Annotated in this window: 9 protein-coding genes and 1 pseudogene; 4 read left to right on the top strand and 6 right to left on the bottom strand. The window is 41.7% G+C overall.

The features are described 5' to 3' along the window. Window positions 1-85: 85 nt before the first annotated feature. Entirely contained in the window at window positions 86-439 is a 354-nt protein-coding gene (locus tag V7K97_RS05205) for an STAS domain-containing protein (RefSeq protein WP_334799629.1), read from the bottom strand. A 489-nt stretch (window positions 440-928) separates the two neighbouring features. Here V7K97_RS05205 and V7K97_RS05200 point away from each other — a divergent pair, with 489 nt between their 5' ends. Next, on the top strand, window positions 929-1561 hold the full coding sequence (locus V7K97_RS05200; protein ID WP_334799627.1) for a DedA family protein: 633 nt from the start codon (window positions 929-931) through the stop codon (window positions 1559-1561). Between the two features lie 82 nt (window positions 1562-1643). Here the strand turns inward: V7K97_RS05200 and V7K97_RS05195 are convergent, their stop codons facing one another. The 3 genes and pseudogenes from V7K97_RS05195 to psaK form a co-directional block, all read right to left on the bottom strand. Beyond that, complete coding sequence (locus V7K97_RS05195; RefSeq protein ID WP_334799625.1) at window positions 1644-2846, bottom strand: argininosuccinate synthase; 1203 nt, start codon at window positions 2844-2846, stop codon at window positions 1644-1646. 588 nt (window positions 2847-3434) lie between these two features. After that, window positions 3435-5173 (bottom strand): annotated as a pseudogene (locus tag V7K97_RS05190) (PhoX family protein). Window positions 5174-5665: 492 nt separating this feature from the next. Then, complete coding sequence (gene psaK, locus V7K97_RS05185) at window positions 5666-5926, bottom strand: photosystem I reaction center subunit PsaK (RefSeq protein WP_334799623.1); 261 nt, start codon at window positions 5924-5926, stop codon at window positions 5666-5668. Between the two features lie 818 nt (window positions 5927-6744). On the opposite strand from psaK, the gene V7K97_RS05180 reads away from it, so the two are divergent. The 3 genes from V7K97_RS05180 to V7K97_RS05170 all read left to right on the top strand — a co-directional run bounded on the left by V7K97_RS05180 (window position 6745) and on the right by V7K97_RS05170 (window position 10328). Continuing rightward, window positions 6745-8010 (top strand): glycosyltransferase family 4 protein, encoded by a 1266-nt coding sequence (locus V7K97_RS05180; RefSeq protein WP_334799621.1) that lies wholly within the window; start codon window positions 6745-6747, stop codon window positions 8008-8010. A 231-nt stretch (window positions 8011-8241) separates the two neighbouring features. After that, entirely contained in the window at window positions 8242-8430 is a 189-nt protein-coding gene (locus V7K97_RS05175; protein WP_334799619.1) for a hypothetical protein, read from the top strand. Between the two features lie 170 nt (window positions 8431-8600). Beyond that, complete coding sequence (locus V7K97_RS05170) at window positions 8601-10328, top strand: Rqc2 family fibronectin-binding protein (RefSeq protein ID WP_334799618.1); 1728 nt, start codon at window positions 8601-8603, stop codon at window positions 10326-10328. A 194-nt stretch (window positions 10329-10522) separates the two neighbouring features. Here the strand turns inward: V7K97_RS05170 and V7K97_RS05165 are convergent, their stop codons facing one another. Continuing rightward, entirely contained in the window at window positions 10523-10834 is a 312-nt protein-coding gene (locus V7K97_RS05165) for an FMN-binding negative transcriptional regulator (protein ID WP_334799617.1), read from the bottom strand. A 93-nt stretch (window positions 10835-10927) separates the two neighbouring features. Further along, on the bottom strand, window positions 10928-13558 hold the full coding sequence (locus V7K97_RS05160; RefSeq protein ID WP_334799616.1) for a DNA polymerase III subunit alpha: 2631 nt from the start codon (window positions 13556-13558) through the stop codon (window positions 10928-10930). Between the last annotated feature and the right edge of the window lie 186 nt (window positions 13559-13744).

The following is a 13744-nucleotide window of genomic DNA, read 5'->3' as shown; positions in this document are numbered from 1 at the left end:
CTATCACCAGACTCTTATCTTGGAGAATGTGAAAATATGCAAATATTGCTTGACTACACCATCCTTCTATAGATAGATTTATTACCTAGCCTGCTAGCACCAGACTGTTATCTTTGATGGGGAGAAAAATGTCTTGGTAAGTGTGAAAAATTTCAAACACTGTATCTAGTTGGGTAAGTTCCAAAATTAATCGTACAGGAGCTTGCACGTTGCATATAACCAAGCGGCAACCGCTTTGACGTGCAGCTTTTAACCCTTTTACTAAAGGGACTAACCCAGAACTGTCCATGAAATTAACTTCTGCTAGATCGATAACCCAGAGTTGATGAGCTTGAGGCACTACTCCAGCCATTTGTTCACTCAAAGCCTTACCGCCTTCCAAATCTATGCTTCCTTGGGGTTTAAACAAAATCACTTGAAGTTCTTGTGTGAGAGCCATAAATTTAACAGGGTAGTTGGAACACTTGACAAAAAATAAAAAAAGATGTCAATATCTCTTTTCTTTCAACGGCAAAATTACCATTTTACCTAGATATTTGGGCAATTGCAGTCGTACAGTTGAGAGTAATTATTTAAGTATTCATGCCGTATAATTTGTGATAACTTTCATCAATATAGGCATAAGGGTCTAACAATTTCGGTATCAACGGTGTCTTTTACAAGATTTTCATAATTTCAAGGGATATTTATAAATTTTATATAAACTTTTTATTTTCTGTTTAATAAATATTAGTTTGTGGTAATAGAGTCAAAAAAATGCATAATTAACAATAGTTAAAAATTAATGGTTACCATAGACTATAAGCTATGGATTATTCAGAATTAAACTAATGACTTAATGATTGAATATAGTGGTTTGATTGACACCCCACCCAAAAACAAGCAAAGATGTAGTAAAAGTAAAAATTTGTAAAGACGGTGGTGCGGGATGTCTTTAGAGCTGATTTCACTAGAAAATATCCAGGAAGTCGCCCACACTTATGGGTATTGGGCAATTTTTTTGGGAATTTTGCTAGAAAATTTAGGCATTCCCCTTCCTGGCGAAACCGTGACCTTAGTAGGCGGGTTTCTAGCTGGCAGTGATGAACTGAATTTCTGGCTGGTTCTTGGTGACGCAATCATGGGTGCTGTCATTGGTGGCACTTGTGGCTATTGGATTGGTAGAGTTAGCGGTTGGGCTTTTCTGGTAAAAGCTGGTAGTATCTTTCGGGTTTCGGAAGTGCGGCTGCTGAACATTAAAGATCAATTTAGTCAAAATGCTGCTAAAGGGGTATTTTTTGGACGTTTTCTCGCATTGTTACGAGTTTTTGCTGCACCACTAGCTGGTATAGCCGAAATGCCCTTTGGAAAATTCTTTTTATACAACTTTTTAGGAGCAGTTGCTTGGGCTAGTTTGATGGTGACATTAGCTTTTTTTGCTGGCAAAATTATCTCCCTAGAACAATTGGTTGCTTGGGTGGGTAAATTTGCGATCGCAGCGTTACTGATCCTGGCTGGCTTAATTGTTGTGCCCTTGTGGTTAGAGTCTCGCCAAGTTAAGGAAGTGAGGAGTGAGGAGTAAAGTGAAAAGTTATTTCTTTTAACTTTTACTTCTGGGATTTTGCATTTTTAACTCCTAACTCCTAACTCCTAACTCCTAACTCCTAACTTTTAATTTGCTGCGACCAAATGCGAGTCGGTAGTCCCCAAACGTAGATAAAACCTTCAGCAGCTTTGTGGTCAAATTTGTCTTCGGCTCCGTAGGTTGCCAAATCGGGAGTGTAGAGGGAATGATCGCTCGAACGCCCAACGATTGTAGAGTTGCCCTTGAACAACTTCACCCGCACAGTTCCAGAGACTCGCTCTTGTGTTTTTTGAATAAAAGCATCAAGTGCAACTTTGAGTGGACTGTACCACAAACCGTTGTAAACGATTTGGCTGTAAGTTTCTTCAATGCCACGCTTGTAATGGGTAACATCTGCCGTTAATGTCAAGCTTTCTAAATCCCTATGTGCCTGAATTAGGACTAACATCGCAGGTGATTCGTAGATTTCCCGCGATTTAATCCCCACCAGACGGTTTTCAATCATATCGATCCGGCCGATGCCGTGATTTCCTACCACCTGATTGAGTTGTTCAATTAGCTCAACTGGTTTTTTAGCTATACCGTTGAGGGTTGTGGGAATACCACCGTGGAAACCAATTTCGATATACTCTGGCTCGTTGGGAGTATCAGCGATTGCTTTGGTCATTTCATAGATTTCTTCTGGTGGCTCAAATGATGGATCTTCGAGTAAACCAGCTTCAATGCTACGACCAAGCAAATTCTTGTCAATACTATAGGGAGAGGATTTTTTGACTGGTGAGGGGATACCAAACTTTTCACCATAAGCGATGGTTTCCTCACGACTCATCCCCCATTCTCTGGCTGGTGCGAGGATCTTCAGGTTGGGGTTGAGAGCGGTGACAGAGACATCAAAGCGAACCTGATCGTTACCTTTGCCGGTACAACCGTGAGCGATCGCATCAGCACCATATTTTTCGGCTGTTTCTACTAATACCTTGGCAATCAGTGGACGAGCAAGAGCAGTTCCTAGAGGATAACGATTTTCATAAAGGGCGTTGGCTTGAATCCCTCCAAAGGCATAATCTTTAACGAAACTGTCTTTGACATCCGCCACTAGTGATTCACTTGCACCCGATTTCAGAGCTTTTTCTCTGATTGGCTCTAATTCATCTCCCTGACCTAAATCTGCTGCTAGGGTAATTACCTCTTCCACACCCCACTCCTGCTTGAGGTAAGGGATGCAAACTGAGGTATCTACTCCGCCAGAATATGCCAGGACAACCTTTTTGGCGCGACCCATTAATTTCTCCAGTTAGGACAACAAAGAATGAGTCATTATTATATCTAAAGTGATCCATGTATATTTTATTCATGCAATAACCTATAGGCAGATTGTCAGCAAATTTAGACAGCACAATCTATATAACCTAATTTGTGGTTAACTCTAATCGAAGTTTGCAAAAAGAGCGATCGCTTGGATATAAATATTTCTGATCTGGTTTTGAACACACAGCACTTTGTAAGTCAATGAAGTACAGCCTTCCCCAACCCTCGCATTTACAAGGCTACGCTGTACACAGAAGTCAAATTACCCCCCTTATAAAGCTACGGTGTACACACATCTCTATACAAAACCAAAATCGTCGTAGATCCCCCTAAATCCACGCCACGTGCTTCTCCCAAGGGGAGACGCTGCGCGAACAAGTCGGGTCACCGCAAGGGCGCAGTGGCTCCCCGATAAATTGGGGCACTTTGAATCTGGTTCCCCCCTTTTTAAGGGGGGTTAGGGGGGATCTAAAGCTGTAGAGCAGTTCTAAAAGACTTGTGTGTACACCGTAGCTAGAAAGGGGGGAAGGGGGGAAGTGGATAATTTATTTCTTGTCAGTCCCTAAGTAAAATTACCAGTAGGATTCTTACGTCTGATGCCAATTACAGATGGTTTGGGAAGACTTTTAGGTTGACCCTTGCCACCATCAGCAGTTGGGATGTTACTTGGCCAACTACTGCCACGAGGTACAGTCCGAGTCTGATTGAATGTAATACCATTCAAATCCAGTAATTCAATCTCACGACTCAAGAGCGTGCCATCGTTGATTGGGCTATCTTCGCCAGGATGCTGTACCGAAATAATCAGAGTATCTCCCACAAAAGTTGGCCCGGTCATCTCACAACGCACTGGTCCATGAGCAAACGGTATTAGCTCTCCCGCATGACCACCAGTAGTAGGAATGTAGAATAGCCAGTTATTACCGAAAACTCCTGTGAAGTTGGAAACATTACCACTGGCTGTGTAATCGATGGTAGTCACAGTGCCGGCAGCACCGACATTAAAGCCATTATGAGTGGTGGTAGACATATCTGTGACACCCCAAATATTTGCTTTATTGTCGAACACTAGGTTATCTACATTTGCAAAACCAGCACCAGAAATTGATCCGGCTTCTCCACCCTGAGCAAATCTCTCCCAACGGAAGGTTAGACCTGTACCATCGGCACTATCTTCAATAATTTTGTACAATCCCCCTGATTGCTGCGTCGCTTTGACATCTTTACTTAACTTGGCAACCTGGAAAATCCGCGAATCTGGATAACCGTCACTTCCTGGCGCCAACCATATTTTTCCCCAACTAAACCGAAGGTCTTGCCAGTCGTACCATCGGTATAAGCTGTTTGAGTACCGTTAGGATTGACTGATTCCGTGACACCAACAAAAAATCCTGAACTTCCTTGAAAGTTTTCTTCAGCGCTTAAAATAGTTCCCCAAGGAGTTGTACCGCCAGAACAGTTATAGCCAGTACCAATGATTTTGTTACCTAGTCCATCGGAGGAGAGGTTAAATACTTGGGTTGCAGCTGGGCCAGTTGCGATGAGATAGTTTTGATCGCCTTTTTGGTAGCTACGACTTCCCCAAGAAGTAACATTTTTATATTCATCACTCCTTTGGCTATTAATTCCCAACCCAGAAAGACCATGAATGCGGCGATTTTTCTCATCACCTTTAACCACAGCAAAACGGTTACTACGGTTACGGCGGGAGATGCGGACGATTGAACCGCCTAAGTTGTATAGAACTTCGCCGTCAAATTCAATACTTCTAGTGGAAGGTAAAGAGTAGCCAATCACTGATTGATAGGTGGTAGGCAATCCTTGGACATCAGCAGGAGCTTCTGGTGCTAGTTGAGAAAAAGGAAAGCTCACATATTCGTGATTGACCCACAAATAGCCAACTTGGTTGGTTCTATCTAAAGGAATAAAACCCGTATAATCGTTGTTGTAGCCGAAATAATCATCGGTGTTTGGAAAGACGCGATCGCCCCAGCTGATAATTACATAACGTTCATACTCTGGTGGCACTACCACATCATCAACTACGTTGTAGCTAGTTAACTTCCCATTTGCAGATGCATTGAGTACCTGTCCTTGACCAATTCCCGTTGGTAAGAAACTTTTCTGCTGTTGATAAACCGGTAGGGGATGGGGTAAGCGCACTGGTGTAAAGCTCAGTCGCCGCCTGTTGTTTGCTGCTGCAATGTTAGAAACACCATCTACGATTGTGTCTCCCAATACAGCAGCACCAGCACTGCCAGCAAAAAATACTAAAATTTGTCTGCGACTTAATGTAGACATCAAACTCTCCTCTCTAGTGACATAAAAAATCTAGTAAAGGCAAATCTTCATTTCTTCATTATTGACAGAAAAAAACATCAATTATTTACATGAAATGCCATACATTTTGAATAGCAAGTAACCTTTTTTTAAAAGGTTACTTGCTATTTAGATCACCTAACTAGACAAAACTTTTCAGTTTTTCATATAATCTAATGGCGAAAAATTAACGCCAGGTTATATATTGATTAATGTAGATTTATCAATGTATATTGAGTACTTCACTACATGGCAACTCTATTGCCTCTGCGGTTTTCAAAGTAATTTATCTAACCTTATTAGGCGCAGAGAACACAGAGTCAAGAGGGATTCTTTGACCAAAATTTTTACCCACCTTGAAAGGGCTAGTTCTGGAGATTAGCCATTTGCACAAAAAAGAGCCAGAGAACTAAATCTCTGGCTCCAAGCTGGAGACAAAAGAATCATCAAATAAAGGTCAACTTGGGTAAGAAGCTAAATTCTTCCCAGGTTATGCAGCCCTAAGACAACTCCCACTCCTAAGATATGACCAAAGGCGGTAGTCGCTAAAAGGGCTGGTAAACCAAAACCACCAAATAAGTTGGCTGAGGGTAGCGCTGGTTCGGCGCTGGGGTACTTGATGGTAGATTTGCCAAAGACAATGGCAACGATATTAGCGAGAATTATAATCAGCCCAACCGTAGGACTCCATTCCAGGGGTGTGGTTGCAGCAGCGAGTAAGGTTGAAGTAAACACCTGATTTGCTCCTGAAATTTATTAATCATTGAAAATATAATCTGAAACTTTCCGAAGCAAATTCAAGGAAATACCCTATTTTGCATCAATATTTAACAGTTATTCTTACTACTTAATACAATATTAGTTCAAAGTGGTGAGTTGACTGTGGTAACTGATTTGAACTTCAATGTCCGAACCAAACAGCTTTTAGTATTAAATTATACTTTCTTGGGTGAACTCACATTAATACACTTGTAGCAATCCTTGCAGGAGTTACGAACAAAAAGAAAAGATCCCCCACTTCTTGAAGAAGTCGGGGATCTGAGCCTCTTCGTGGCAAGCAAATCAAATAGGATTGTTAGGGACTTCCAAATAAAAAAATGTCCCAAAACTGACCCAAAAACCCTCTATATTTCTCCTTTCTCTGTGTCGCGCCAGTTGCTTCTCCCAGGGGGAGACGCTACGCGAACAAGTCGGGGAACCCGCCCAACGCACTGGCAACTCTATTGTCTCTGTGGTTCGTTTATTTGGATAATTTATTTCTTGTCAGTCCCTTATATCTATGGAATTATATCTGCACAAGATAGATGAGAAAGCCTAATTTTCATCTATCAAAAGTATGAGATATAAATTTAGCAATTTTCTCTATGTAAAGAAATTAGATACAAATACTTAATCTCAAAGTATACTTCTGTCAGAAGATGTAAAAAACATATTAGACATATTAAATTAAAATAAATATTAATTAAAGTTCTTAAACAATTCAGGTAAGTGTGCTATTAACACACGAGCTTGGAATCGCCTAAAACTTTGTTAAAATCAGCAACACACAAACTATGAACTCTACGACCGAAAAACGTATCGCCTTGATTTCCGTCCACGGAGATCCGGCGGTTGAAATAGGGAAAGAAGAAGCTGGAGGACAAAATGTTTATGTACGCAATGTGGGTGAAGCACTAGCAAAGCTAGGATGGCAAGTTGATATGTTTACCCGCAAGGTGAGTCTGGAGCAAGACTCGATTGTGCAACACACCCACAATTGTCGAACTATTCGTTTAAAAGCTGGTCAAGTTGAGTTTGTGCCGCGAGATGATATTTTTGAATATCTGCCAGAATTTGTGGATAATTTCCTCAAATTTCAAGTAGAAAATGGCATTACATATCAGTTAGTTCACACTAACTACTGGCTCTCTAGTTGGGTGGGGATGGAGTTAAAGAAAATCCAAGAGAGTAAACAGGTTCACACGTATCACTCATTAGGAGCGGTCAAGTACAACACTATAGAAAATATTCCTCTGATTGCAAGTGTGCGATTAGCAGTGGAAAAAGATGTGTTGGAAAGAGCAGAGCGAATTGTGGCGACAAGTCCGCAAGAACAACAACACATGCGATCGCTAGTTTCCACTGAAGGTAATATCGATATTATTCCCTGCGGTACAGATATTCAGCGTTTTGGTTCCATTGCACGAGAAGCAGCCAGACATGACTTGGGTATTGACAAAGAAGCCAAAGTTGTATTGTATGTAGGACGTTTTGACCAACGTAAAGGTATAGAAACCTTGGTGCGTGCAGTCAACGAGTCTGGGCTACGCGACTCTAACAATCTTCAGCTAATTATTGGTGGTGGTAGTACTCCAGGTAACAGCGACGGGATTGAGCGCGATCGCATTGAGCAAATCGTTAACGAATTGGGGATGAGCGACTTTACCACCTTTGCTGGTCGTCTCGGTCAAGATATTTTGCCAACTTATTACGCAGCTGCGGATGTTTGCGTTGTTCCCAGTCACTACGAACCCTTTGGACTCGTGGCGATCGAAGCGATGGCAAGCGGTACACCTGTTGTAGCTAGCGATGTCGGCGGACTTCAGTTTACTGTGGTTCATGAAGAAACTGGTTTATTGGCACCAGCACAAGATGTAAATGCCTTTGCGTCTGCCATTGACCGAATTCTCTTGAATCCAGAGTGGCGAGACGAATTGGGTAAAGTCGGCAGAAAGCGTGTGGAAAGCAAGTTTAGTTGGCATGGTGTCGCAATTCAGTTGAGTGAACTTTATACCCAATTGCTACAACCAGTCAAAGAAACCGTATTGCTCACTAAATAATTTTCCGCTCATGTAAGATAACTCGGTAAGCGGGAAACGAGCGAGTCTTCAGACCTGAAAGTGTCAACTATATACCAATAACTTCTGTAGAGACGCAAACTTTGCGTCTCTACACATACCTTTTATAATAAGGGTTTCAGCCATCGTAAATCATGAGAGAAATAGCGATCGCTTGGAGTTAACTAAAGGTATCGCCTGAAACGTAGAATAAAAAAACAGGAAATTATACTCATGGCGGAAATTGAAAATTTGGGAGTGACTGTAGAAGAGTATTTGGATGGATTAACAGCAGGTATTGACGTTTTGGAATTGAAGCGGTTAGAAGCAAGGGGAATTCCCACAAACCTGGCTTTGGAAGTGATGGCCATCGCACCAAAGATAATCGATGGTACAGCCACTCCTGAAGAACTTGTTAGATGAATAATGATTCTAACACCATCCCTTAGGCAACAGATTGAATAGGGAAATACCCAAAAATTCCTGCGAACTAGCGTGTTCATGCTGAAAGTAGGGCTGCTTAAATCCAATTTCACAACCGGACTATGTGATTTGGAACTATACTGAGCATCGACCTTTGAACGCGAATGGCTATGCAACCAGTTGACTTCACCACTCTTACAGCTACTTGTAGCGAAATCCGCGCTAACTGGCTGCCCTCGCGGACAGAACAGGTTTATCAACGCGATCGCTACACTATTGCGATCGCATTACGCACTTTGAAACAGCGCGATTGGCTACAAATTTCTTGGCATCCCCAAGCTGCACATATTTGTATTGGCGATCCACCACCGCGATCGCCAGATACCTTTACCTTTAGCCAACAATTAATACACCAATTGGGTGGTTTGGCACTGGTAGGAATTGAAGCGATCGCACCTTGGGAGCGTGTTATTGATTTGCAATTTGCCCGTCGTCCCGGAGAAAGCGCCCTCTATCATGTCTATGCAGAAATCATGGGCAAGTATAGCAATGTAATTCTCACCGATGCTAACAATATAATTATCACCGCAGCCCATCAAGTCAGTCAGCAACAATCTAGTGTCCGTCCCATCCAAACCGGACAACCTTATGAAACACCACCGAAACTAACTGGAACTGTGCCCAGTTTAAGCGAATCCCAAGAACGTTGGCAAGAACGGGTAAGTTTAGTCCCAGGAGCAATCAAGCGGCAATTACTCAAAAGTTATAGTGGCTTGAGTGCCGCACTACTGGAATTAATGCTGTTAGAAGCAAATATCGCAGCAGAAACATCCACCGATACCCTCAACCCCGACGACTGGCGACGGCTGTTTGAGCGTTGGCAAGAATGGCTGCAAGCTTTGGATTCCAGAGAATTTCAACCCGCTTGGACAAAAGATGGTTACACAGTAATGGGTTGGGGTGTAGTTGAAAAGGTCAAAAATATTCAGGAGTTGCTCAACCATTACTACAGTAACCAGATTGATCAACAGTTATTTTCGCAATTGCGCCATCAGTTGAGTCAGAAATTAAATAATATTCTGGCGAAATTACGGAATAAGGCTCAAACCTTTAAGACGCGCTTGCAGCAATCAGATCAAGCCGATGAGTATCGGCAAAAAGCTGATTTATTGATGGCTCATCTGCAAAACTGGGAACCGGGGATGAAAGAAATTATCCTTGCTGATTTTGAGACAAATTTGCCAGTTGCGATCGCCCTCCAGCCAGATAAAAATGCTGTCCAAAATGCCCAAAGTCTTTACAAACAGCACCAAAAGCTGAAACGCGCTCGTGCTGCTGTGGAACCGCTACTATTAGAAGTGCAGACAGAAATTGAGTATTTAGAACAAGTAGAAGCTGCGATCGTTCAGATAGATACTTACCAAACAGCAGAAGATTTACGAGCTTTAGAAGAAATCCGCGAAGAGTTGATTGGGCAAAAGTATCTAGAAGATCCAGGATACCGCAAGAGCAACGCCAACGAAGTCCCTAGCACTAACTTTCATCGTTACCTTACCCCAAGTGGCTTTGAAGTATTAATCGGTCGTAACAATCGCCAAAATGACCAATTAACCTTTCGTGTAGCAGGGGATTATGACATCTGGTTCCACGCTCAAGAAATTCCAGGGAGTCATGTGTTACTACGTTTAGAACCGGGTGCTGTTGCAGAAGAAGCTGATTTGCAATTTGTAGCTAATCTTGCTGCATACTACAGTCGCGCCCGTCATAGTGAGCAAGTGCCAGTAGTTTACACTCAGCTAAAACACGTCTACAAACCCAAAGGAGCAAAACCGGGAATTGCCATTTACAAACAGGAGACCATACTTTGGGGAAAACCACAATTAGTCATTAGTCATTAGTCATTTTCCATCATCCCCCTCATCTGCCCACTCCTCACTACTACTTTGTCAAGATCCAACATGCCTCCCATCCTGACCTATAGCGATATCACAGTTTCAACAGATTGTCCCGGCGCATGACGAGGGCGAAGATGTAAGCTGATTTCCATATCGAGCCGCTTGAGGAAAATGAGGAGTTTGCCCTCGGTGAACCTTTAGGCGTGAACAGCAATATAGTTCCACGTCGGTACACTCTCATGCTTTTCATACAAGGTAGGGGAAATGTAAGCGTGTGCCCCAGTGAAGATAATAAGTAACTCAGTGCTAAGGGCTTGCGATTGAGGATTTTGCTTTGCCAGATGACCAATTAATTTAACAGCATCCCCTTGCATTGCAATGACAAGAGGAACGTGTGAAGCATAAGGTACACCGTCTATAATCGATACCAACGTAGCGAAACTATTGGCTCTCATAAAGGCGATCAATTTATCAACATTATCTTCTTGAAAAGCGGTTGGTCTATACATGGCAATTTAACCTCACTATCAACTTAATAAAAGTCCCGTTAACTCTCATTCATATAGCAAGCGGAGAATGCTCAATTATCACTACCCCTGCTCTCAATTCGGCAAACCCTCAACCCGCATTAAATCTAATTCGCGTTCAAATATTTCATCAATTGACAACATTTGACCATCAACAGTCATAAATTTATGGTCTTTTGTTGCCCGAATTATTGAACCATCTTCCAAACAATATTCAAACACCTCTTGTTCTCCGCGATCGTGCCACTGTGCCACAGGTTGGGTGTAAATATTCCCATGAATATCAACGCTGTAGACAGTACATTCAATGCCTTTTTCTACAATTTCTCCAATGGGTATTAATCCATATTCTACTGTCAATATTTCTGTGTCATAGCTTAAACAATATTCAGCAAACTTCAACATTTGCTCAAATAATTCATCCGCAACTTTTTTCTGAACACCATTTTTAGCTGCGCCATCAACGAATTTTTCTCGCTGCTTTTGCATTTCAGAAACTTTCTTTTTACCCATCGCCCGACGCAGCAAGTCAGCTTGTCCTAGAGAATATCCAGCCATATCCTGAGCAATTTTCATGATTTGCTCTTGATAGACCATAATTCCATAGGTTTCGTCTAAAATTGGTTCCAGAATTTGGTGCTGATAATCAATCTTTTCTCGACCATGTTTGCGGTTAATAAATTTTGGAATCAGACCCGCATCTAATGGTCCCGGTCGGTAAAGTGCCAAAATTGAAGATATATCTTCTATATTAGAAGGCTTCAAATCTCGCACAATTTGACGCATCCCAGAAGATTCTAATTGAAATATCCCTTCTAACTCACCTGCTTCTAATAATTCATAAGTTTTTTGGACATCTTTTGGCAGACTGCTATGTTCACCTTTAGCTAATATCCTCTGGGCTTTTCTTTCCTGGCGGGGAATTTCATCAGGATCAATCCGATATCCTTTCGTTTCGTGAATTAAATCAACAGTCTTTTGAATTAGCGTTAGGTTCCGTAAACCGAGAAAATCCATTTTCAACAAACCCATTGATTCCAAGTCTTCCATGAAATATTGGGTAATTACAGAACCGTCATTATTTTTTTGTAGTGGGACAATTTCATCAAGGGGATCGGCAGAAATTACCACACCCGCCGCATGAACACCAAATGTTTTGTTAGTTCCTTCAATTCGCATTGCCATATCAAGCCAATGGCGGACATGGGGTTCTTTATCATATTTCTCTTTAAACTCTGGTTCTGGGGTTTGATCGGAAATCATCACCTTGAGTTTGGTTGGTTTCCCCCGCACTACAGGAATTAATTTCGCCATTTTGTCAGCTTCCCCGTAGGGAATATTTAATACTCTGGCGACATCTTTTAAAACTGCTTTAGAAGTTAGACGGTTAAAAGTAATAATTTGGGCAACTCTATCTGCACCGTATTTCTCTGTTACATAATCAATAACTTTATCCCGTTGTTCAATACAGAAATCTGTATCAATATCAGGCATTGATTTACGTTCTGGGTTCAAGAAACGCTCGAATAGTAACCCATGATGTACAGGGTCAATATTAGTAATTCGCATTGCATAAGCAACTAATGAACCAGCCGCCGAACCCCGACCAGGACCTACAGGAATATTATTATCTCTAGCAAATTTGATGTAGTCCCATACAACTAAAAAGTATTTGGAAAAACCCATCTGCTGAATCATTTTTAGTTCGTATTCCAATCTTTCTTTATAGACGGAATCTACTTCTTGGCGAGATTTGCGATTTAATCGTTCTAAAAGTCCTTGCCATGCAACATCTTCGGCGTAAGTGTCAGCAGTATGACCGGAGGGAATGGGGGGTGTAGGAATCTGAGGCTCACCCATGATATGGTAAGGCTCGACTTTATCGGCGACTTCTTCAGTAGTGGCGATCGCTTCGACAATCACATCATCCGGCAAATGGTCACGAAATAGCTGCTGCATCTCCTCACCAGATTTGAGATACTCTGTGCCGCTATAGCGCATCCGCTTATCTTCAACAATTAATTTACCCGTTTGAATACAGAGCAAAGCGTCGTGGGCTTCAACGTCAAAACAAGAAATAAAATGCGAATCATTAGTAGCAATAATTTTAATGCCTAGCTCTCTAGCAATTTTGACTATTTCAACATTCACAATTCGGTCTTCTTGGGAGCCGTGGTCTTGAATTTCTAAATAATAATCATCCCCAAATACATCTTTATACCACTGAGCAACTTTCCGGGCTGCATCTGGTCTATTACTAAGAATCGCTTGGGGGACTTCTCCACCTAAGCAAGCGCTGGTGACAATCAAGCCTTCATGGTATTGTTTTAGTAAATCTTTATTAATACAAGGACGAGAAAAAATTCCTTTACCTTGAACACCTTGAAGGTGAGAAATTGTGGTTAATTTGACTAAATTTTTGTAACCTTTAGTATTTTTAGCTAAAACAACTTGATGATATTTGGGGCGGCGTTCTTGTTTCTCAATATCGCCGTTAATTACATACATTTCATTGCCGATTATCGGCTTAATATTTTGACTACGGCAGATTTTAATCAGTTCAACCGCTCCATACATGACACCATGATCGGTAAGAGCGATCGCTTTCATCCCCAGTGCGATCGCTCGATCCACCAACTCTGGTAGCTGACTTGCCCCATCAAGTAGACTGTAGTCACTGTGAATATGTAAAGGCACAAAGGACATAAGCATCTCCAACCACAAGCCAAGATATCTCTAGGGGACTACCTTGTGGTATACCCTTTCGAGCCGGATTTTGCAAAGCAACGGAATCTTAGATTAACAGTTTTTAACTACAATTAAAGCTGTTCTTTTTCCGAAATTGTCACTGTCATCAGTGTTGTTTTAATAGTTACAGCAGTTCATCAGCAT

Origin of the sequence: Nostoc sp. (assembly GCF_036917815.1) — a bacterium.
Classification (GTDB): Bacteria; Cyanobacteriota; Cyanobacteriia; order Cyanobacteriales; family Nostocaceae; genus Nostoc.
The sequence above is the reverse complement of the archived record's forward strand: the minus strand, read 5'-3'. Positions and strand labels throughout refer to the sequence as shown.